This window comes from Hydrogenophaga sp. BPS33 (assembly GCF_009859475.1).
Lineage (GTDB): Bacteria > Pseudomonadota > Gammaproteobacteria > Burkholderiales > Burkholderiaceae_C > Hydrogenophaga.
The window spans coordinates 3207794-3229150 of the sequence record NZ_CP044549.1; the positions used below are offsets into that span (position 1 = coordinate 3207794).

The window sequence follows — 21357 nt, forward strand, 5'->3', positions numbered from 1 at the left end:
CCCGCGGCCACTACGCCATTCGAGTCGCGCGACAATCGCCGGCTTATGTTTTTTTCCCGCTTCCTCAAATTGGCCCTGATCCTGGGCCTGCTCTCGGCCATCGGTCCCTTCGCCATCGACATGTACCTGCCCGCGCTGCCCGACATCGGCCACAGCCTGGGGGGCGACGTGGGCGCGGTGCAGATGAGCCTGACCGCCTTTTTCCTGTCGCTCGGCGTGGGCCAACTGCTGTACGGGCCGGTGTCCGACATGGTCGGGCGCAAACCACCGCTGTACTTCGGCCTGGGCCTGTTCACCCTGGCCAGCGTGGGCTGCGCTCTGTCCACCGACATCCAGACGCTGGTGGCCCTGCGTTTCCTGCAAGGCCTGGGTGCTGCGGCCGGCATGGCCATTCCGCGTGCCGTGGTGCGCGACCTGCACACCGGCAACGACGCCGCGCGCCTCATGTCCCTGCTGATGCTGGTCTTCAGCGTCTCGCCCATCCTCGCGCCTCTGGCAGGCAGCGGCGTGATCGCACTGACCGGCTGGCGCGGCGTGTTCTGGGTCGTGGCGCTGGCGTCCGTGGCCGGCCTGGCCCTGGTCTATGCCACGCTGCAGGAAACGCGCTCCGAGGCCGAGCGGGTGGAGAGCAGCCTGGGCAGCGCGCTGCGCGGCTACGGTGTGCTGCTGCGCGACTGGCACTACCTGGGCCTGGTGGGCATTGGCGCAACCGCCATGGCCGGCTTCTTCGTCTACCTGGCCGGTTCGCCCTTTGTGCTGATCAACCACTACGGCCTCACGCCCACGCAGTACAGCCTGGCGTTTTCCTTCAACGCCGTGGCCTTCATCGGCGCGTCGCAATTCACTGGCCTGCTGGGACGCCGCTTTGGCCTGGTGCGCCTGGTGAAGGCCGCGGCCACGGCTTCGGGCGCGACCATGGCCGTGCTGCTGGCCTACTACCTGCTGGGCGGCGATGAACTGCCCGTCCTGATCGCGCTGTATTTCATCGCCAGCGGCTTCATGGGCCTGGTGATTCCCACCGCCTCGGTACTGGCGCTGGAAAAACACGGCGCCATTGCCGGCACCGCCTCTGCGCTGATGGGCACGCTGCAGATGCTGCTGGGCGCGGCCGCCATGGGCCTGGTGAGCCTGTTCGCCAACGGAAAGCCTTTGCCCATGGTGATCGGCATGGCCTGCGGCGCCTTGCTCGGGGTGTTGCTGACTTGGGTCACGCTTGCCGGCGATACCGCCACGCATCTGGCCGCCGAGGCGAACGGGTGACACGGCAGGACGGCCTGCCGTTGCCCCAGCGCACCACCGCCGTGCTGGTGGTGGTGCTGGGTATCGCCATTTCGGTGATCGACAGCAGCATCCTCAACCTCGCGCTGCCCGACATCGCGCGCGAACTCCAAGCCACGCCCACCCACGCCATCTGGGTCGTCAACGCGTACCAGATCGCCTCGCTCGTCATGTTGCTGCCGCTGGCCGCGCTGGGCGACCGGCTGGGTTATCGGCGGGTCTATCTGGTGGGCATGGCGCTGTTCGCGCTCTCGTCCATCGCGGCCATGCTGGCGAATTCGCTGCCCATGCTGATCGCGGCGCGCGCGCTGCAGGGCTTGGGCGCGGCCGGCGTCATGAGCGTGAACACCGCGCTGATGCGCCTGATCTACCCCAGCCACCGCCTGGGCCGGGGCATCGCGCTGAACTCCATGGTGGTGGCAACGTCGACCATGGCCGGGCCGGCGGTGGCGGCGGGCATTCTGTCGGTCGCGTCCTGGCATTGGCTGTTCGCGATCAACGTGCCCATCGGCCTGCTCATCTTCTGGCTGGGGCGGCGGGCCTTGCCTTTCAACCCGGAGCGCGAGAACGCCGCTTCGCGCTTTTCGTGGGTCGACGTGGTGCTCAACGTGCTCATGTTCACGCTGGTCTTCGTGGGTGCGGAGCAGTTGGGCGTGGGCGGCGCGGAGCCACTGGGTGCGCTGTTCCTGGTGGCGGGCCTGCTGGTGGGTGTGTTCTACATTCGCCGCCAGTCGCACCAGGCCACGCCGATGTTCCCGGTCGACCTGTGGCGCAATCCGGTGTTCGCGCTGTCCATGTGCTCGTCCCTGGGCGCTTTCTGTGCGCAGATGCTGGCCTTTCTGTGCCTGCCGTTCCTGCTGCTGGAAGTGCAAGGGCGATCGCACCTGGAGGCCGGCCTGCTGATGACGGGCTGGCCCATCGCCACGGTGGTCGTGGCGCCGATCGCGGGCCGCCTGATCGGGCGCGTGCCGGCGGGGTGGCTCGGCGGCATCGGCATGGTGGTGTTCGCGGCGGGCCTGCTGTCGCTGGCCGTGCTGCCCGAACACGCGTCCAGCGCCCATGTGGCGTGGCGCATGGCACTGTGCGGTGCGGGCTTTGCCCTGTTCCAGTCGCCCAACAACCACACCATCGTCACTTCGGCGCCCCTGCACCGCAGCGGCGCGGCCAGCGGCATGCTGGGCACGGCACGGCTCACGGGCCAGACCATTGGGGCAGTGGTGCTGGCGGTGGTGTACGCGGTGTGGAGCCAGAAGGACGGGCAGGGCGAGACGGTGGCGCTGTGCGTGGCGGCCGGGTGTGCTTTGCTGGCGGGCGTGACGAGTTCGCTGCGGGTGAGGGCCGGCGGGCCACCCTTGCCGCCGGCGGCATCCGCGGTTTGAGGGCGCGTCGCTGCGTGCCATGGCGGATGGCCGGGAACCGGCTGCCCGAACCCCGTTACGAACGGTCAGGTTCCCCGAAGCCACGCCCAAAGGACTCTCATGCAAGCAGGCACCCAAAGAATCACCAAAGATAAGCACCTTGGCCGCGAAGCGTTTGCAGAGATCGACAAACATGGGACGACTGCGGTCTTTGTCCGTGAGGTGCCTCATCCCAGGCGCTCAGGGTTCGCCGCGGTGCGCGAAGCGATCTCGAACCTGAAGGCAAGGGTGATTTATCGGATGAATGCCGAGCAAGCTCGCCGCAAGTTGGACGACGCGGCACTTCTGGCGTCAAGCCGGGCGCTGAGCGCAGCCAACGAAGCGCTTCGCCAACAGTTGCACATCAATGATGCAGACGCATCTCAGAGGCCTCCCAAGCGTCACCCTGACGGCACGCCCATCGTGCTCACGCCTAAGGAGGAAAACAAGGAACTTCAAGCCACCAACTTCGTTCTGCGCCAGATGGTCCAGGCGGACGGGCAACTGGTGGATGCCCTGAACATCGCAGTGCACGACCGTGACACCAACGGGGCGGCTCTTGCAGAAAGGGTTGACGCGCTGTATGAAACCCTGAAGCTATTGGACGCCGATCGCAAGATCGAAGCCCAGATCGCGGGCCTCTACCTGCGCCGCGTGCAGGGCTACGTGAGCAGTAAGAAGATGGACGTGCAGAAGCTCGGCTACTTGGTTGCAGCGGCCGATGTCTGTCGTGGTGGCAACGAACTCAACGAGGGAGGAAAGGCCGTACTCGACAACATCGTCTTCTGTGCTCGGGCCGAACTTTTGCGGCGAGACGCTGTGTCAGGGCTTGACAAGGTCGACCGGCAGAAACTCAAGGTGATCTCGGACGACGCCAACACGCTGTTGGAGATGACCAACCAACGATGGTCCCATTTGACGTCGACCGACGTGATTCCTGGGACGAAGCTCACGCTCTCTAACCTGGGACAGTTGATCAATGACGCCGCCGACAGGCAGGCGGCCTTCCGGGCCGCCGACATCATTCTCAAAGTGGCTGGCAAACAAAATCCCAAGAATCTGTCTGACCGGGAGCGCAAAGATCTTGAGGCGGCGTTCGATCTTTGCAAGAAGCGTCCGAAGCTGTTCAATCAGACGCAGACGCAAGCGCTGAAAAACTTTCACGAAAGCCTCCATCCGAAACCGAAGGCCACGGTTCTCTCGATGCCCCTGCGACCCGTCGAGAACGTGATGACGATCATGACGCCGGCCACCCATCAAAAGACAAAGGCGAACCCGCAGAATCCCGTTCGGCAGCCGGCTCCGTCAACGACGGTCCAGGTGTCGAGCACCAAGGTGGACAAGGCCACGCTGTTGAGGGCGGAGCAGAAGAAGGTCCAGAACGAGTTCCAGAAGTTGCTGAGCGAAGCCATGGGTTACATGTGGGACCCTTCGCCTGATTTCGACGACAGCCTCGATGAGTTCAATCGTGCTGCCGCTGTTTGTTTGGTCGATGCGGCGCGAATGTTCCAGAAGGCCATGGCGCAACCCCGACTCCAGCTCACCGACTACGAGCAGTCCAAGTGGATCCGCGAGAGTGTTAAGAAGATGAGCCCCACCGTGCTGGAAGAGATAGAGACCCGGCTGGACGATGGACTGCTCGGTGATCTTTTCAGTTGGATGAGGTCGATGAACAGTGTTCCGATGGATATGGAGGATTTCGTGGGGCATTGGGCGCACGAGGTTCGGAACGCCGGTGCCGAGAGCGATTGAGCAGGAGCCCCAAAATGCCCAAAACCGTTTCCCACCAAGATCGTCGCGTCGCCATCTCCGGGACCGATGCCCAGAGCACCAAAAAAGTCTGGGTCCCCAAGGTGCCCACACCCAGGCGCTCCGCGTTCAGTGAGGCGCGCCAGGCGGTGTCAAGGGCGGTCAGTCATCTCAAATCCAGCTCAGCCCGCCTTGCCGACGGGTTAGAGCGCGCCGCAAAGTCAAACGACCGTCTACGCCAGGAGAACGAGACGCTTCGCCGGCAACTGCACATCCCGCAGCCGAAGAAGCCGAGCCCCCGGGCTTCGGAGTTCTTCGGCATGAAGGTGAAGCTCCATGAGCTTCAAGAAGAGCACAAGCAACTTGAAGCCAGTCAATTCGTTCTGGGAGAAATCGCCTCGGCCGACGCGCAACTGACGCGGGTGATAGACGCCTTGACAGGCCTGGACCACGCCGAGATTGCCTTGGAGGCCCACGCGTTCTTTCAACAGCTCGAAGACCTGGACGCGCATCGGCGGGACCCCAAAAAGCCCGAACACACAACGGCTGCGCTCTTTGGCGCGCGGATCCAGGTTCGCTTGAAGGGAATCTCTGTGGTTCGAGCGGCTGCATTGCAGCGCAGTGCGATGGCTTTTCTGAACAAGAAGGATCCGCCGTCGGCGGCCGAACGAGCGGTGGTCGAATCCATTCTGTTTGGGGTGCGCGCGCGGGCCTTGCCGAGCAAGACCAGCAAAGAATTCCTCCAAATGCTTGACAGCCAGCAGCTCGGCGCAGTGTCGACGAGCGCCACGCTCCTCTTGGCAGAGCCGGGCAACCGTGGATTGGCTCTCAAGCCCAAGGACGCGGTGCCGGGAACGGGATGGACCGTCAAAGCATTGCAACGCCTGCAAAAAAACGTCGACGCACTGCAAAAGAAGAGGGCGATCACGCCGACCACCGGCCAGAACCTTGGCGTTCCCACGACCCAGGCCAACCCGGTCCGCAAGTCGCTCGCGCCCTCGGCCATCCAGCCGTCCGTGGTGGCCCAGACCACGGCAAAGCGCGACAAGACCCAGGCAGATGCCGCCCAGCAGGCGTTTCAGCGCACCTTGGTGGAGGCCATGAACTTCATGTGGAACGAGGACGGTTCCGAAGACGGTTTTGCCGAGATGATGGACACCTCCGCTTCGGGCCTTTTTGTCAAGGCCATGGCTCAGCTGCAGGCGGCAGGTTTGGACGACGATGGGCAACGCCAATGGATTCGCGATGCGCTGGGATCGCTGAACCCAGACCTTCTGCAGCATCTGCGCACGCGGATGGACAAAGGACTTCTGAAGCGCCTGGTGCAAGAGATTGACGACAGCCATTTCGACGGGAAGCAGGACCTGGAGAACCTTGAGAACGTCTGGTGGCACGAGGTGATGGCGCTCAGCGACCCCAGCGCCTGAGCAGTTCCGTGTCGCCGGCCCTGGGTACTACGGCACGGGACCGGCTACCAAGCCCTCGGCAAGGGCCCGCGCCGACAGCGGCGCACACCCCTCGGCCTTGTTGCTGATCGTCACGTACACGTTCTGGCCCGCGCCCGCGATCCCGGCGATGGTCTTCACCAGCAGCGCCCGGGTCTCTTCGTCCACGTCGTGGATGCGGTCGTACGGGCTGTACTCGCGCTGCGCGTCCTCGTACCCATAGGCCCCGTGCAGCGGGTTGAGGTTCCAGCGGCACACCATCGGCCCTGGCCATAGCCGACGCAACAGGGGCAACTGGTCCGCCAGGCGCGGCATCTTGGCGTGCAGGCACAGGCACCAGGTGGCACCGGCCTCGCGCAGCACGGCCGCCAGCTCGGGCACGAACACCGGGTCCAGCCATTGCGGGTCGCGCACCTCCAGCGCCAGCACGCCGTCGGGTGCGGTGGGCGACAGCGGCGGCTGGGCCAGCAACAGCGTGCGCACGCGCTGCAGCACGAGCGGCAGGTTGTGCAGCAAGTGCCGAGGCATCGGGCTGAGCTGGAACACCAGGGCGCCGACCTTGTGGCCCAGGCCCGCGAGCGCGGGTGCCACGAAATCCTGCGTGGCCAGCGCGGGGTCGAGGAAGGCGGGGTTGGCTTGCAGGCCACGTCCGTCCTCGCCGCGCACCAGCGCATCGGTCACGTGGCTCGGGGCCTTGACCACGAAGCGGAAATCGTCCGGCACTTGCGCCGCGTAGCGCGCGTATTGGTCTTGCGTGAGAGGGCGGTAGAAGCTGCGGTCCACGCTCACGGTGCGCATCAGAGGGTGCTGGCCGTAGGCGCGCAAGCCCTCCTTGGACAGCAAGGAGTCGCTGTAGTGGCCGTCGTCCCACACCAGATTCGCCCAGCCCGGGTAGCTCCAGGACGACGTGCCCAGGCGCACGCGCGTAGGCAGGGCCGCCGCCAGCGCCTGCAACGCGGGATCGGCTGGTGCAGGTGCGACCTCGGCCGCGCGTTTGCGCCGCGCCGGGGCGGCCACGGGCTCTGGCGCCGGGGCGGCCGTGGGGGATGGCGGTGGTGGCGGCAGTGGCGGCGATGGGCCGAACAGGTCGTCTTGCATGGTGAGAGCCGGTTGGTTTGCGTACCACAAACCGCAGCCGGACCCGCGCCATGTTAGCCGCGGCGGGTGTGGCAAACTTCCGCGCTTCTTTTGTTTCCACATCGACGGGGCATGCAGCAGATCATTCGGCAGATCGCCACAGAAATCAGGGTTGAAGAACGTCAGGTGCAGGCAGCCGTGGAGCTGCTGGATGGTGGGGCCACGGTGCCCTTCATTGCGCGCTACCGCAAGGAGGTCACGGGCGGGCTTGACGACACGCAGCTGCGTGAACTGGCCTACCGGCTGGACTACCTGCGTGAACTCGAAGACCGTCGCGCCACGGTGCTCAAGAGCATCGACGAGCAAGGCAAGCTCACCGACGCGCTGCGGGCCGCTATCGCCGCCGCGCCGACCAAGCAGGAGCTTGAAGACCTCTACCTGCCGTTCAAGCAGAAGCGCCGCACCAAAGGCCAGATCGCGCGGGAATTTGGCATCGAGCCGCTGGCCGACAAGCTGTTCGCCGATCCCACCCTGGACCCGGCTACGGAGGCCGCCGCGTTCACCAAACCGCCCGAGGTGCTGGACGACGGCAAGCCCGGCGCCGACTTCTCCACCGTGCCGGCCGTGCTCGATGGCGTGCGCGACATCCTCTCCGAGCGCTGGGCCGAAGATGCCGCGCTGGTGCAGAGCCTGCGCGAATGGCTCTGGGCCGAGGGCCTGCTCAAGAGCACGCTGGTAGCAGGCAAGGACGAGAACCACCCCGACAACGCCAAGTTCCGCGACTACTTCGAGTACGACGAACCGATCTCGCGCGTGCCCTCGCACCGCGCGCTGGCCGTGTTCCGTGGCCGTGCCTTAGAAATCCTGGACGCCAAGCTGGTGTTGCCCGAACCCGAGGCGGCGCCCACCGCCACGGCCAAGCCCGGCCCCGTGGTCTCGCTGGCCGAAGGCCGCATCGCGCTGCACCTGGGCTGGAGCCACAAGGGCCGCGCCGCCGACGATCTGCTGCGCAAGTGCGTGGCCTGGACCTGGCGCGTGAAGCTCTCGCTCTCCAGCGAGCGCGACCTCTTTGCCCGCCTGCGCGAGAGCGCCGAGGCGGTGGCGATCAAGGTGTTTGCCGACAACCTGCGCGACCTGCTGCTGGCCGCGCCGGCCGGCCCCAAGGTGGTGATGGGCCTGGATCCGGGCATCCGCACCGGTGTGAAGGTGGCCGTGGTCGATGCCACCGGCAAGCTGGTCGACACGTCCACCGTGTACCCGCACGAACCCCGGCGCGATTGGGACGGATCGCTGCACACGCTCGCGTTGCTCGCGCGCAAGCACGGTGTGAACCTGATCGCCATCGGCAATGGCACGGCCAGCCGTGAAACCGACAAACTGGCGGCCGACCTCATCAAGATGCTGGAGAAAGCCGGCCAGAGCGGCGTGCTGAAGGTGGTGGTGAGCGAAGCGGGCGCCTCGGTGTATTCCGCAAGCGAGTTCGCTTCCCAGGAAATGCCCGATGTGGACGTGAGCCTGCGCGGCGCGGCCAGCATCGCGCGCCGCCTGCAGGACCCGCTGGCCGAACTGGTGAAAATCGATCCGAAGAGCATCGGCGTGGGCCAGTACCAGCACGATGTGAACCAGAGCGAACTCGCCCGCACGCTCGAAGCGGTGGTGGAAGATTGCGTGAACGGCGTGGGCGTGGACCTGAACACCGCCAGCGTGCCGCTGCTCTCGCGCGTCTCCGGCCTGTCGGGCAGCGTGGCCAAGGCCGTGGTGCGCTGGCGCGAGACGCACGGCGCGTTCAAGAGCCGCCAGCAGCTCATGGAAGTGTCGGGCCTGGGCGCCAAGACCTTCGAGCAGAGCGCTGGCTTCCTGCGCATCCGCGGCGGCGACAACCCGCTGGACATGACGGGCGTGCACCCCGAAACCTACGCCGTGGTCGAGCAGATCATGGAGAAAACCGGCAAGCCGGTGGCCGAGCTGATGGGCCGAGCCGACATGCTCAAGACCTTGCGGCCCGAGCTGTTCGCCAATGAGAAATTCGGCGTCATCACGGTCAAGGACATCTTGGGTGAACTGGAAAAGCCAGGCCGCGACCCGCGTCCGGATTTCCAGGTGGCCCGGTTCAACGAAGGCGTGGACGACATCAGCGACCTGCGCGAGGGCATGATCCTCGAGGGCACGGTGAGCAACGTGGCGCAGTTCGGCGCCTTCGTCGACCTCGGCGTGCACCAGGACGGGCTGGTGCACGTGAGCCAGCTCGCGCACAAGTTCGTGAACGATGCGCGCGAAATCGTCAAGACCGGCGACATCGTCAAGGTCAAGGTGATGGAAGTGGACGTGGCGCGCAAGCGCATCGGCCTGTCGATGAAGCTGGGCGACGCGCCCAGTCGCAGCGGCGCTGGCGGCGGCCCGCGCGACAACCGCTTCGAGCCCGCGCGTGGCGGTGCCCAGCGCGGTGGACGCCCAGGCGGGCAGGGCGGTTACACCTCACCCGCCGCGCCGGTGGCGTCCGCGATGGCGTCGGCATTTGCCAAGCTGAAGCGGTAGGCGAGACCGGGCGAGAGGGAGCGAAGGGGGGCGGGCTCAAGTCCTTGGGCGCGCTGCCGATACAGGGGCATTCCAAAGACCCCTGCATCGGACTCCTACGCCTTATGGAACTCGAAGCCCTCTTGAACTACCCGCGGGCTTTGCCCGCCATGTCGCGCACCGTCTCGGACCTGCTGGCCGAGATGAACAAGGAGGATCCGAGTCCCAAGCGGGTGGCCGGCCTGGTGGCGCAAGACCCGGCGCTCACCACCCGCGTGCTGCGCCTGTCCAATTCCGCGTTCTTTCGCGTCAGCCGCCAGATCGGCAGTGCCGACGAGGCGGTGGCCCTGCTGGGCATGACCCACGTGCGCTCGCTGGTCATGGCGGCCGCCCTGGGTTCGAGCTTCAAGAACGTGCCCGGCGTGGACCTGATGCAGTTCTGGCGCTACAGCCTGCGCGTGGCCGACATTTCGCGCTCCCTGGCCGCGCTGCTGCGCCAGAACGAGGGCAACGCTTTCACAGCCGGCCTGGTGCACGCCATCGGTGACCTGCTCATGCACATCGCCATGCCCGACCTCATCGGCCCGATCGACATGGGCACGCCCCCGCTGGACCTGCGCCGCGCCGATGTGGAGCGTGCGACGCTGGGCTACAGCTATGCCGACGTGGGGGCGGCCATGGCCGAAAAGTGGCAATTTCCGGCCGTCATCGTCTCGGCGCTCAAGAACCAGGCCTCGCCTTTCGAAGACGATTCGTACGACCCGCTGGGCGGCGTGCTGCACCTGGCTTCCTGGCGCGCGCGCGCCGAAGAGATCCGGTTGGACGAAGGCGGCCTGGCCGCCACTTTTCCCGACATGGTGGGCCTCAGTCTCGGTCTGGATCTGGACAGCGTGCTGGGCAAGGACCCGACGGAATGGTCGTTCTCACAGGCACTCAGCGCGTTCATCGACTGAGAAGGTGCAAACGAATCCGCCAGGGCCGCTCTGCGGTCCAAAGGACATCAAAAAGTCTCAAGTGCGACACCCCAGCGCCGAAAACACAGGTACCTCCTGTGGATCGTCGTGCAACCCAAGGGCCTATCACCATGCAACTCGAAAAGCTCCTCAAGCAACCGGATGCGCTTCCTTCCATCCCCAAAGTGGTGCGAAAGCTCATCGACACGTTCGACCATGAGGATGTGGATGCGATGTTGGTCGCGTCCCTGATCGAAGACGACCCTGTGCTCACGGCGCGGCTGCTCAAGACCGCCAATTCCGCCTTTTTCGGCTTGACCCGCTCGGTGTACACCGCGCGCGACGCCATCAACGTGCTGGGCCTTATCAAGGTGCGCGCCCTGGTGATCGCCGCGTCCTTCGGTGAAGGCTTCCACACGGTGGGCGGCGTCAACCTCAATCAGTTCTGGCGCTACAGCCTCAACAGTGCCAACCTCTCGCGCTACATCGCACTGCCCATCAAGATGGACGAGAACACCGCCTTCACCGCCGGCCTCATTCACGGCGTGGGCGAGCTGGTGATGCATGTGGGCATGCCCGAGGCCATGATCGACCTCGACCGCAGCGTGCCCATGCTCGACCTGAAACGCAGCAAGGCCGAACGCGGGTTGTTCGGCTACAGCTACGCCGAAGTGGGCGCGGCGCTGGCACGCGAGTGGAGCTTTCCCAAGCGCATGATCAACGCCATCCTTCACCAGACGGCGCCGTTCGACAACGAGGTGTACGAGCCCATGGCGGGCGTGATCCACATTGCGTCCTGGCGCGCCCGCGCCGAAGAACAGCAGATGCGCTCGGAAGTGCTTATCAACACCTACCCCGATCCGGTCGGGCTGGTGCTCGGCATCGACCCCGACACCGTGGTCGCCGAGGACATCCCGTCCCTTTCGCGCCAAGCCGAGACGGAAGGCTCGTCCTCCCCTTAAGAGTGCCCTCATCGGGTTGCGCGAAAATCGCAGCCCTATGTCAGCGCTTCGTCTCTACGCCGGCCCTCGGGCCCGGCGCCATCTCGAACAACACGGCCTGCTTCCCCAACACGTCGGTGTGATTCCCGCAGCCGCTGGCGGGCCCAAGGGCCTCATCCTCGGCCCCCTTGACCGGTTTGTCTTCGGCCACTGGCTGCCCCAGACCACGCAACCGGTGCACCTTGTGGGCGCTTCCATCGGTGCCTGGCGCATGGCCACGGCCTGCCTGAACGAGCCCTTGGCCGCCCTGGAGCGGCTCGAACGCGATTACATCGCCCAGCACTACGAGCTGCCGCCTGGGCAGAAACGGCTCACCGCCAGCCAGGTGAGCCATCGGTTCAGCGACAACCTGCGCCTGTTCTATGGCGGGCGGGAAGAAGAGGTGCTGCAGCATGCGCGCTACCGCCTGCACATCATCGCCTCGCGTGGACGCCTGCTGCTGCAGCGCGAGGGCGCCCTGCGCACGCCCCTGGGCTACCTGGGCGCCTACGCCGCCAATGCCGTGCGCCGCGAGGCCCTGGGTGCCTGGCTCGAACGCGTGGTGTTTTCGTCGGTGCCGCCCTTGAGCGGCGGTGTGAGCGCATTGCCCTTCGCCACGCAGGACTACCGCACCCGCCAGGTGCCGATGATGGCGGACAATTTTCTAGACGCGCTGCAAGCGAGCTGCTCGATCCCCTTCATGTTGCAGCCGGTGCTTGGCATCGCGGGCGCGCCCCCCGGCGCCTACTGGGACGGCGGCCTGACCGACTACCACCTGCACCTGCAGTACCGGCCCGCGGCCGACGCGCCGATCGTGCTCTACCCGCACTTCCAGAAAGCCGTGGTGCCGGGCTGGCTCGACAAAGCCTGGACCGGCCGGCACCGCAGCAGCCCGGCACTGGATGCGATGCTGGTCATCGCGCCCGATCCGGCTTGGGTGCGCGCGCTGCCCAACGGCAAACTGCCCGACCGCAACGATTTCGTGCGCTATGGACAGAACCTGGCCGCGCGCATGCAGGTCTGGAACGGGGCCGTGAGCGCGGCGCAGCAACTGGCCGATGAATTCGCGCAGTGGGTGGAAAAGCCCGATCTGTCGCGGGTGGAGCCCTTGTAGGCTTCTGGCCAGGGGGGCACGGGGATAATCGAGCCCATGCCTTCCTTCCTCACCGCCGCCCTGTACCAGTTTGTCGACCTGCCCGATTTCGCCGAGCGGCGCGATCCGCTGCAAGCCTGCTGCGAGGCGAACGGGGTCAAGGGCACCTTGCTGCTGGCGCGCGAGGGCATCAACGGCACCATTGCCGGCCCGGCCGCCGGTGTGCATGCGGTGCTGGCGCACCTGCGGGCCGACCCGCGGCTGGCGCAACTGCCGCACAAGGAATCCTGGAGCGAGCACCCGCCGTTCCACCGCATGAAGGTGCGGCTGAAGAAGGAAATCGTCACCCTGCGTGTGCCCGGGCTCGACCCGAACAAGACCGTGGGCCAGTACGTGAAACCGCAGGACTGGAATGCTTTGCTGGCCGATCCCGACGTGTTGCTGATCGACACGCGCAACGACTACGAAGTGGCCATCGGCACGTTCGAAGGCGCGGTCAATCCGGACATCAAGACCTTCACCGAACTGCCGGCCTGGCTCGATGCCCAACCCGCGCTGCAGGGCAACGGCCGCAAGCCCAAGGTCGCGATGTTCTGCACCGGCGGCATCCGCTGCGAGAAGTCCACCGCCCTCATGAAGATGCGTGGCTTCGACGAGGTCTACCACCTCGAAGGCGGCATTCTCAAATACCTGGAAGAAGTGCCGCCCGAACAGAGCGCCTGGCGCGGGGAGTGCTTCGTGTTCGACGAGCGCGTGAGCGTGGGCCACGGCCTGGCCCAGGGCCCTCATGAGCTGTGCCGCTCCTGCCGTTGGCCGCTCGGCCCTGAGGACAAGGTCTCACCGCATTACGTCAGGGGCGTGAGCTGCGCCCATTGCCACGACCAACGCAGTCCGGAAGAAAAAGCCCGCCTGGCCGAGCGCCAGCGGCAGGTGGAGCTGGCCGAGGCCCGGGGCGAAGTGCATGTGGGCGCGCGCATGCCCGACACCACGGCCTGACGCGCTTCACATCGAGGCCCGCAGCATCGCCTCGTAGTCGTCCGCGCTGGCCAAACGCGGATTGGTCTTGTGGCAGTGGTCGGCCAGCGCACCCTCGATCACACGGGGGAACAGATCGGGCGTCACGCCCATGGCCGCCAGGCCCGAAGGCAAGCCCAGCCGCTGGTTCATCGCCTGGATCGCCTCGGGCACGTCGCTGCCACTGGAAAGGCCCATGGCGTGCGCCATGCGCTGCAGTCGCTGGTCCTTCTGCATCGACTCGGCTTGGGCATTGAAGCGGATCACCGCTGGCAGAAACACGGCGTTCAAGGTGCCGTGGTGCAGGCGCGGGTTCACGCCGCCCAGGCTGTGGCTGAGCGAATGCACGCAGCCCAGGCCCTTCTGGAACGCCATCGCGCCTTGCATCGACGCGCTCATCATGTTCAGGCGCGCCTCGCGGTCCTGGCCGTTCTTCGTGGCGCGTTCGATGTGCGCCCAGCCGCGCAGCAGGCCATCGAGCCCGATGCCATCGGCCGGTGGGTTGAAGGGGGGAGCCATGAAGGTTTCCATGCAGTGCGCGATGGCGTCCATGCCGGTGGCTGCGGTCAGCAACGGCGGCAGGCCCAGCGTAAGTTCCGGGTCGAGCAGCGCGGTTTTGGGCACCAGATGCCAGCTGTGAAAGCCGAGCTTGCGCCCGTCGTCCACGATCACGATCGCGCCCCGCGCCACCTCGCTGCCCGTGCCGGCCGTGGTGGGCACTGCGATCAGCGGCGGCACGCGCTCGGTGATTCTGGGCGAGCCGCCTTCGATGGTGGCGTAGGTCTTGAGCGGCCCTTCGTGTGAGGACGCGATGGCCACGCCCTTGGCACAGTCGATGGCGCTGCCACCGCCGAGCGCGATCAGGCCATTGCAATCCGCCTGCCGGTACACCTCGACAGCCGCGCGCACCGCGGCTTCCGTCGGGTTGGAGGGCGTCTGGTCGAACACGACCGGTGTCCAGCCGGGCAGGGCGGCCACCGCCTTGTCGAGCAGCCCCGCGGCCTTGACGCCCGCGTCGGTGACGATGAGCGGGCGCGTGATGCCCACGCGTTCGCATTCGGCCTGCAATTGCGTCAACGCGCCGAAGTCGATCAGGATGTTGGTCACGTACAGAATCTGGGCCATGGGTGTGTCTCCGTTGAGCAAAACTATACGGGTGCCTCACGGGTTTGCCCATGGTGCGCGGGTCACGCAAAAGACAGCCACAATCGGTGCCCATGTCCCACCGCGCCGCCCCCCGTTCCTTGCTCACCCCCGTCACACGCCGCCTGCTGGAGAACATCGAACGCGCTGGGCATCCGCCCCTGCAGACCCTGTCGCCCGACGAGGCGAAGTTGTCCTACGAGACCGCCGCGGGCATCCTCGAAGTGGCGCCGCAGCCCTTGGCCCGTGTGGACGATCTGGGTATGCCAACCCGCGATGGGCAGACCTTGCACGCCCGCCTGTTCGCGCCCGCGTCCGAACAAGCCTTGCCCGTGCTGCTGTTCTTTCATGGCGGTGGTTTCACCGTCGGCAGTGTCGCGACCCACGAACCGCTGTGCCGCCAACTCGCGCACCTGGCGCAGTGCGCGGTGGTCTCGGTGGACTACCGGCTCGCGCCCGCCGCGAAATTCCCCACCGCCGCGAACGACGCCTGGGACAGCCTTGCATGGCTGCGCGAGCAGGCCGGCGCGCTGGGGCTCGATGGCACGCGCATCGCGGTCGGAGGCGACAGCGCTGGCGGTACATTGGCCACGGTCACGGCCATCGGGGCGCGCGACATGGGCTGGCCGCTGGCCTTGCAATGCCTGTTCTACCCCGGCTGCGCCGGCCACCAGGACACCGCCTCGCACAAGACCTTCTCGCAGGGTTTCCTGCTCGACGAAGCGCTCATCACCTACTTTTTCGACCAATACGTGCGCAGTCCGGCCGACCGCGACGACTGGCGCTTTGCCCCTCTGGACGGCGTGGACGAGAGTGGCCATGTGCGCGACCTGGAAGGTCTGGCGCCCGCGTGGATCGGCCTGGCCGAATGCGACCCGCTGGTGGACGAAGGCGTGATGTACGCCGACCGCCTGCGCCATGCCGGTGTGCCGGTGGACCTGGAGATCTACGCCGGCGTCGTGCACGGCTTTGTCAATTTCGGCCGTGCCATTCCCGAGGCGCGTACCGCCCATCAACATGCAGCCGCCGCGCTGCGCCAAGCCTTTGGAGTTGCCTGAGATGCCTTCCCTGAGCCGTTCCGACTTCCGCTTCTTCCACCGCATGCGCGTGCGCTGGGCCGAGGTGGACATGCAGAAGATCGTGTTCAACGCGCACTACCTGATGTACTTCGACACGGCCATCAGCGACTACTGGCGCGCGCTGGCATTGCCGTACCACGAGAGCATGGAGCAGCTCGAAGGCGACCTCTACGTGGTCAAGGCCACGGTGGAATTCCACGCCTCGGCGCGCATCGACGACCAGATCGACGTGGGCATGAAGCTCAGCCGCGTGGGCAATACCTCGCTGACGTTCACCGGCGCGATCTTTCGGGGCAACGAGCACCTCATTACCGGCGAATTGATTTATGTGTTCGCCGACCCGGCCACGCAGACCTCGCGCCCGGTGCCCGTGGCACTGCGCGACACGCTCCAGGGCTACGAGGCCGGCGAGGCCATGACCCAGGTGCGTTTGGGCGGCTGGGAGAAGCTCGGTGCCGACGCGCAGCAGTTGCGCACAGCTGTGTTTGTGGAAGAGCAGCGCATTCCCAAGGAGCTGGAGTGGGACGAGGCCGATGCGGTGGCGGTGCACGCGGTGGCCTACAACCGCCTGGGCCGGCCGGTCGCCACCGGCCGTTTGCTGCCGCACGAACCCGGCGTGGCGCGCATCGGCCGCATGGCGGTGGAACGCTCGCTGCGTGGCGGGCGGCTGGGGCGCGACGTGCTGCATGCGCTCATGGACGCGGCGCGCCAGCGCGGGGACAGGGAAGTGGTGCTGCACGCGCAGAACACCGCCGAGGGGTTCTATGCGCGGCTGGGGTATGAGCGGCGAGGGGAGCCGTTCGAAGAGGCGGGGATTGCGCACCAGGAGATGGTGGCGAAGCTGTAGCCATCGGCGAACGGGCCAAGCCGTGCTTGAAACTACCAGCGCAAGGTTTCGAGGCGGTGTTCAGCGTGGCCGATGCCGGGGGCGATGCGAGGGTCGTGCGTCCACTCGTTCATCTGCACGTTCCAATCGCAGGGGCCCGGAGTCGCTCTGACCACCAGGCTGCTGCGCGTGCCATAGGCGCGTCCCGGCATGCGCACGAACGGGCTGGACAATGCCCGCTCCATATCATCGGGCACGCCGGTGTGCGGCAGTTCGAGTGCGTTGGCCACGCCCGAATCCAACAGCGTGTTCGTGAGCAGTGTCATCCAGGCCTCGTCGGTGGCGTGCTCGCGCAAGCCGGCCAGCGATTCGTTCACCGCCTGCTTCAAGCGCAGGGTCTTGGGCCAGGGTGTGTCGAGACTGGCATTGGACAGGCCGTACACGCCCGCACCCAACGTCTTGCGGTGCAAGGTGGGCGCACGAGGCTCGTGCGGGGCCTCGGGGTCGCGGTTGCCCAGCCAGCTCCAGCGCTGTAGGTGGAAGTCGCCCACCACCAGGTTGAAACCGCCGTAGGCCTCGGGGTCGATCCCGTCGGCAAACCGGTCTTGGTCGCCATCGCTTTGCAGCCAGCGTGTGACGAGCTCTCCCCGGCTGCGCGAGCCCGGACCCGCAACCGACTGGCGCACATTGGTCAGCATGGCCACGCGGCCTTTCGGGCTCAAGGCGAGCCAGGTGCCGCCATCGCGCAAGTCGCGCCCGGCCACCACCTCCGTGCCGTCGTCCAGCGTCCAGCGATGCAGCGCCGCGGTAGGGCGGTCGTGGAACTCGTCGCGGTTGGCCGCGATGAGCAAGGGACAACGCGGCTCGGCGTTCAGGGCAAAGGCGATGAGGCACATGGCAGCACCGGCCGAGGTGGTCAGATGTCTTCGAGCAGGGAGTAGGGCAGGGGCAGCAACTGCAACGCCGCACCGCTGGCGCTGCCGGCGTGCAGGCTGCCGTCGGTGGTCGCGTTGGTCTGCATGGAGACGATGGCGTCGAACCCGCCGGCGGGGTGGGCCGCGGCCTGCACCACGGTGCCGCAGGGTTGTTCGGCGTCGCGGCTGTGAAAGACTTCCTCGCCCGCTGCCATAGGCGCATCGCCGTGCACCACATAGGCCCGACGCTTGAGGGTGCCGCGGAACTGGCTGCGTGCCACCACTTCCTGTCCGGGGTAGCAGCCCTTCTTGAAGTTCACGCCACCCACCGATTCGTAGTTCAGCATCTGCGGCACGAAGGCGTCGAACACCGGCTGGCTCAGCGTGGCCACGCCGCTGCGCACCTCAAGCCATTGCCACAGCGGCTCGGCCAGGGGTTCGCCCTGGGGTGCATCGTTCTGTGCCGGTGCCACCCAGAGGGCTCGCGCCAGGCCTTCTGCGGGGTACAGGCGCACCACACTGGCATCGCCATCGCGCCATTGGCTCCAGGGCGCATCGGGCAGCGCGGGTGGCACGGCCGAGCCGACCATGCCGTACAGCGCGTAGGCCTCGCTCGCATCGCTCAGCCGGACCTTGGCGCGCAGCACGAACATGGTCAGGCGCTTGAGCGTCGGGGCCAGCAGGTCGCGGCCGCAGACGAGCAGGATCTCGGTTTCGCTGCGCTTGAAGCCGACGAAGCTGGCCTGCATGCGGCCTTTGGCCGAACAGAACGCGGCCAGGCGTGCTTCGGACAGCTTGAGCAAGGCAAAGTCCTGCGTGAGCTGGCCTTGCAGGAAGGTGGCAGCGTCTTCGCCTTCCACGCGAATCACGCCGAGATTTGCAAGACGGGTGATGCCGCTGGTGGCGAGGCCGGCGGCGGCGCTGTGGGGGATCGTCGAGGTGCTCATCGCGTGGATTATCATGGCCGACCCGATTCCCCGTCGCCTGTTCCCGCCTTGTCCCTGACGAGCCTAAGCCCGTGATCCGCTTCCTGAAATTCCTGGTGGTTTTGCCCTTGCTGGCAGGCCTGTTGGCGGCCGTCGGGGGCCTGTGGTGGCTCCAGCAGCCACTGCCGCTGTCCGCGTCGCAACCCGCACCGCTGGTGGTGACGATCGGGCCGGGATCTTCCGCGCAAAAAGTCGCCGATACCATCGTGGACGCGGGCGTCAACACCCCACCGGGCTTGCTTTACGCCTGGTTCCGCCTCTCCGGCCAGGCGCGCGACATCAAGGCCGGCACCTACGAAGTCGCCACCGGCACCACGCCCCGGGCCTTGTTGTCCAAGCTGGTGCGCGGGGAGCAGGCGTTGCGCAGCGTCACGCTGGTGGAGGGGTGGAATATCCGCCAGGTTCTGCAGGCGGTGCGCAGTTCGCCCGATCTCACGCAGGACATGGACGGCATGAGCCACAGCGACATCATGGCGCTCATCGGCTACCCAGGCCGCCATCCCGAAGGCCGTTTCTTTCCCGATACCTACCGCGTCGTCACGCGCGCGCCTGCCTCCAGTGTGCTCAAACAGGCCGCCCAGGCCATGGAGCAGCGGCTGGCCCAGGCCTGGGAGCAACGCGACGGCGCGTCGCCCTTGCGCACGCCAGACGAAGCGCTCGTCCTCGCCAGCATCGTCGAGAAGGAAACTGGTCTGGAGAGCGACCGTCGGCGCGTGGCCTCCGTGTTTTCGAACCGGCTGCGCGTCGGCATGCGGCTGCAGACCGATCCCGCGGTGATCTACGGCCTGGGTGAACGCTTCGATGGCAACCTGCGTCGGGCCGACCTGGACACGGACACGCACTACAACACCTATACCCGGGCAGGGTTGCCGCCCACGCCGATCGCCATGCCTGGCATGGCGTCGTTGTTGGCGGCCGTGCGCCCGGCGTCCAGCGACGCCATGTATTTCGTGTCGCGTGGCGACGGCTCCAGCCAGTTCAGCGCCACGCTCGAAGAACACAATGCGGCGGTGCGGCGCTACATCCTGCGCCGCTGACCCGCATCCTTTCCCCGTTCCCAACCTCCATACATGCCCTCGGCCGGACTCTTCATCACCTTCGAAGGCATCGACGGCGCGGGCAAGTCTACGCACATTGCGGGTCTGGCCGATGCCTTTCGCGCCGCCGGGCGCATGGTGGTCCTCACGCGCGAACCCGGCGGCACACCGCTGGCGGAGAAACTGCGCGACCTGGTCTTGAACGACGCGATGGATCCGCTGAGCGAGGCCCTGTTGATGTTCGCCGCGCGCCGCGACCACCTGCAGCAAGTGATCGAGCCCGCGCTGCGGCGCGGCGAGGTCGTGCTCTGTGACCGCTTCACGGACGCCACTTTCGCCTACCAGGGCAGTGGTCGGGGCTTCGATCTGGACGTGCTGCGCCAGCTCGAGCAATGGGTGCAAGCCCGGCCAGACGGCGAGCCCTTGCGCCAGCCCGATCTCACCGTGTGGTTCGACCTGCCACCGGTGGTCGCGGCCCAACGCCTGGCCGCTGCGCGTTCGCCGGACCGCTTCGAGTCACAGCCCCAGGCGTTCTTCGAGCGCGTGGCGGCAGGCTACGCCGCGCGCATGACGCAGGCGCCTGCTCGCTTTGCCCGTATTGCATCGGACCAGCCGAAGGAGCAGGTCTGGCAACAGGTGCACACGGCAGTGGCGCAGCGGGGTTGGTTGAAAGGAGGCGCTGCATGAGCGCCGCCCGGCCGTTCCTAAGGCGCTTGGCCCCCCAGTGCGCAGCACGGAGGGAAGTCCATTGAGCGCGACACCCTTGGCACCCTGGCTGCAAGGCCAGTTGCGCAGTTTGCTGGGCCACCGGGGACATGCGCTCCTGCTGGCCGGGCCGTCGGGTCTGGGGCAATACGACCTCGCGCTGGCGCTGGCGCGGGCTTGGCTCTGCGAAAACCCCAGCGCCGACGGTGCCTGTGGCGTCTGCGGCAGTTGCCATGCCATCGACGTGCGCACGCACGCCGATCTGTGCGTGCTGATGCCCGAGACCCAGTGCCAGGCCCTGGGCTGGCCGCTGGACGAGGGCGCGCAGAAAGAGATCGACGACAAGAAGCGCAAGCCCAGCAAGCTGATCCGGGTAGAGGCGGCGCGCGAAGCGGTGGCCTTCACACAGTTCACGCGCTCGCGCGGCCGCACGAAGGTGATCCTGGTGCATCCCGCCGAGCGCATGAACGTCGAATCGGCCAACACGCTGCTCAAGACACTGGAAGAGCCTCTGGGCGAGGTGCGCTTTGTGCTCGCCACCGAAGCGGCGCACCAGTTGCTGCCGACCATCCGCAGCCGTTGCCAGACGCATGCCATGGTGTGGCCCACCGAGCCTGAGGCCCTGGACTGGCTGGTGCAACAGACCAGTGCGGCGGGCAAGGCGGTGGACCGCGCCCAGGCCCAGGCCTGGTTGCAGGCGGCGGGCGGCCGTCCCGACGACGCCCTGGCCCTGGCCGATAGCGGATTGCAAGGGGCCACCTGGGCGCAACTGCCGCAAGCCCTTTCCCGGGGCGATTGGGGAACGCTGGCAGGCTGGCCGCCGGCTCAGCAATTGGCCGTGCTGCAAAAACTGTGTCACGACCTGATGGCACACGCCGCTGGCGCGCCGCCGCGCTTTTTCCCGACCGAGCAACTGCCACCGGCGCCCCGCTGGGCGGTGCTTGCGCAATGGTCGCGTGAGTTGGTCGCGGCCGCGCGCACGGTCGAGCATCCGTACAGTGCAAACCTGACGCAAGAAGCCTGGGCGGCCCGAACGCGGCAGGTGCTGGCCAGCGGAGCAGGGCGCAGGGACGGCTGAAGCCGGGCCTCGCACCGATGTGCGAGGCGACGAATCACGGATTTCTCACGGGTTCGGCGAAAAGTTGGTGCAGCAGGACCCGCCGCTCA

The 21357-nt window shown here is 66.8% G+C and carries 18 protein-coding genes; 14 read left to right on the forward strand and 4 right to left on the reverse strand.

Features of this window, described 5'->3' with window-relative positions; genetic code table 11:
- Positions 1-45 precede the first annotated feature (45 nt).
- The 4 genes from F9K07_RS14760 (at position 46) to F9K07_RS14775 (ending at position 5851) form a co-directional block, all read left to right on the forward strand.
- Positions 46-1260 carry a multidrug effflux MFS transporter gene (locus F9K07_RS14760; RefSeq protein WP_159594151.1) on the forward strand — a complete coding sequence of 405 codons (1215 nt, stop codon included), beginning with the start codon at positions 46-48 and terminating at the stop codon, positions 1258-1260.
- Complete coding sequence (locus tag F9K07_RS14765; RefSeq protein WP_236581257.1) at positions 1257-2657, forward strand: MFS transporter; 1401 nt, start codon at positions 1257-1259, stop codon at positions 2655-2657. The genes F9K07_RS14760 and F9K07_RS14765 overlap by 4 nt, the downstream gene beginning before the upstream one ends.
- A 99-nt stretch (positions 2658-2756) precedes the next feature.
- On the forward strand, positions 2757-4427 hold the full coding sequence (locus F9K07_RS14770) for a hypothetical protein (RefSeq protein WP_159594152.1): 1671 nt from the start codon (positions 2757-2759) through the stop codon (positions 4425-4427).
- A gap of 14 nt (positions 4428-4441) precedes the next feature.
- Positions 4442-5851, forward strand: coding sequence for a hypothetical protein (locus tag F9K07_RS14775; protein ID WP_159594153.1), 1410 nt, complete (start codon positions 4442-4444; stop codon positions 5849-5851).
- 27 nt (positions 5852-5878) lie between these two features.
- Here F9K07_RS14775 and F9K07_RS14780 read toward each other — a convergent pair whose 3' ends face one another.
- Positions 5879-6967 carry a DUF72 domain-containing protein gene (locus tag F9K07_RS14780; protein ID WP_159594154.1) on the reverse strand — a complete coding sequence of 363 codons (1089 nt, stop codon included), beginning with the start codon at positions 6965-6967 and terminating at the stop codon, positions 5879-5881.
- A gap of 111 nt (positions 6968-7078) precedes the next feature.
- Here F9K07_RS14780 and F9K07_RS14785 point away from each other — a divergent pair, with 111 nt between their 5' ends.
- The 5 genes from F9K07_RS14785 (at position 7079) to trhO (ending at position 13482) form a co-directional block, all read left to right on the forward strand.
- Positions 7079-9481 carry a Tex family protein gene (locus tag F9K07_RS14785; protein ID WP_159594155.1) on the forward strand — a complete coding sequence of 801 codons (2403 nt, stop codon included), beginning with the start codon at positions 7079-7081 and terminating at the stop codon, positions 9479-9481.
- A gap of 104 nt (positions 9482-9585) precedes the next feature.
- Entirely contained in the window at positions 9586-10413 is an 828-nt protein-coding gene (locus F9K07_RS14790) for an HDOD domain-containing protein (protein WP_159594156.1), read from the forward strand.
- Positions 10414-10544: 131 nt separating this feature from the next.
- Positions 10545-11375 (forward strand): HDOD domain-containing protein, encoded by an 831-nt coding sequence (locus tag F9K07_RS14795; RefSeq protein ID WP_159594157.1) that lies wholly within the window; start codon positions 10545-10547, stop codon positions 11373-11375.
- Between the two features lie 37 nt (positions 11376-11412).
- On the forward strand, positions 11413-12507 hold the full coding sequence (locus F9K07_RS14800; RefSeq protein WP_159594158.1) for a patatin-like phospholipase family protein: 1095 nt from the start codon (positions 11413-11415) through the stop codon (positions 12505-12507).
- 36 nt (positions 12508-12543) lie between these two features.
- Complete coding sequence (gene trhO / locus F9K07_RS14805) at positions 12544-13482, forward strand: oxygen-dependent tRNA uridine(34) hydroxylase TrhO (RefSeq protein WP_159594159.1); 939 nt, start codon at positions 12544-12546, stop codon at positions 13480-13482.
- A 6-nt stretch (positions 13483-13488) separates the two neighbouring features.
- On the opposite strand, the gene F9K07_RS14810 is transcribed toward trhO, so the two are convergent.
- Complete coding sequence (locus F9K07_RS14810; RefSeq protein WP_159594160.1) at positions 13489-14625, reverse strand: iron-containing alcohol dehydrogenase; 1137 nt, start codon at positions 14623-14625, stop codon at positions 13489-13491.
- Positions 14626-14717: 92 nt separating this feature from the next.
- Here F9K07_RS14810 and F9K07_RS14815 point away from each other — a divergent pair, with 92 nt between their 5' ends.
- On the forward strand, positions 14718-15701 hold the full coding sequence (locus F9K07_RS14815; protein ID WP_159594161.1) for an alpha/beta hydrolase: 984 nt from the start codon (positions 14718-14720) through the stop codon (positions 15699-15701).
- A 1-nt stretch (position 15702) separates the two neighbouring features.
- Complete coding sequence (locus F9K07_RS14820; RefSeq protein ID WP_159594162.1) at positions 15703-16569, forward strand: YbgC/FadM family acyl-CoA thioesterase; 867 nt, start codon at positions 15703-15705, stop codon at positions 16567-16569.
- A 32-nt stretch (positions 16570-16601) separates the two neighbouring features.
- Here the strand turns inward: F9K07_RS14820 and F9K07_RS14825 are convergent, their stop codons facing one another.
- Together F9K07_RS14825 and ygfZ are read right to left on the reverse strand one after the other, a co-directional pair.
- Positions 16602-17444, reverse strand: coding sequence for an NRDE family protein (locus F9K07_RS14825; RefSeq protein ID WP_159594163.1), 843 nt, complete (start codon positions 17442-17444; stop codon positions 16602-16604).
- Between the two features lie 20 nt (positions 17445-17464).
- Positions 17465-18409, reverse strand: coding sequence for a CAF17-like 4Fe-4S cluster assembly/insertion protein YgfZ (gene ygfZ / locus F9K07_RS14830; protein ID WP_236581261.1), 945 nt, complete (start codon positions 18407-18409; stop codon positions 17465-17467).
- Between the two features lie 71 nt (positions 18410-18480).
- On the opposite strand from ygfZ, the gene mltG reads away from it, so the two are divergent.
- The 3 genes from mltG (at position 18481) to F9K07_RS14845 (ending at position 21268) form a co-directional block, all read left to right on the forward strand.
- Positions 18481-19485, forward strand: a complete 1005-nt coding sequence (gene mltG, locus F9K07_RS14835) for an endolytic transglycosylase MltG (RefSeq protein ID WP_201451430.1) — start codon at positions 18481-18483, stop codon at positions 19483-19485.
- A gap of 33 nt (positions 19486-19518) precedes the next feature.
- Positions 19519-20172, forward strand: coding sequence for a dTMP kinase (gene tmk / locus F9K07_RS14840; protein ID WP_159594165.1), 654 nt, complete (start codon positions 19519-19521; stop codon positions 20170-20172).
- 61 nt (positions 20173-20233) lie between these two features.
- On the forward strand, positions 20234-21268 hold the full coding sequence (locus tag F9K07_RS14845; RefSeq protein ID WP_159594166.1) for a DNA polymerase III subunit delta': 1035 nt from the start codon (positions 20234-20236) through the stop codon (positions 21266-21268).
- Positions 21269-21357 lie beyond the last annotated feature (89 nt).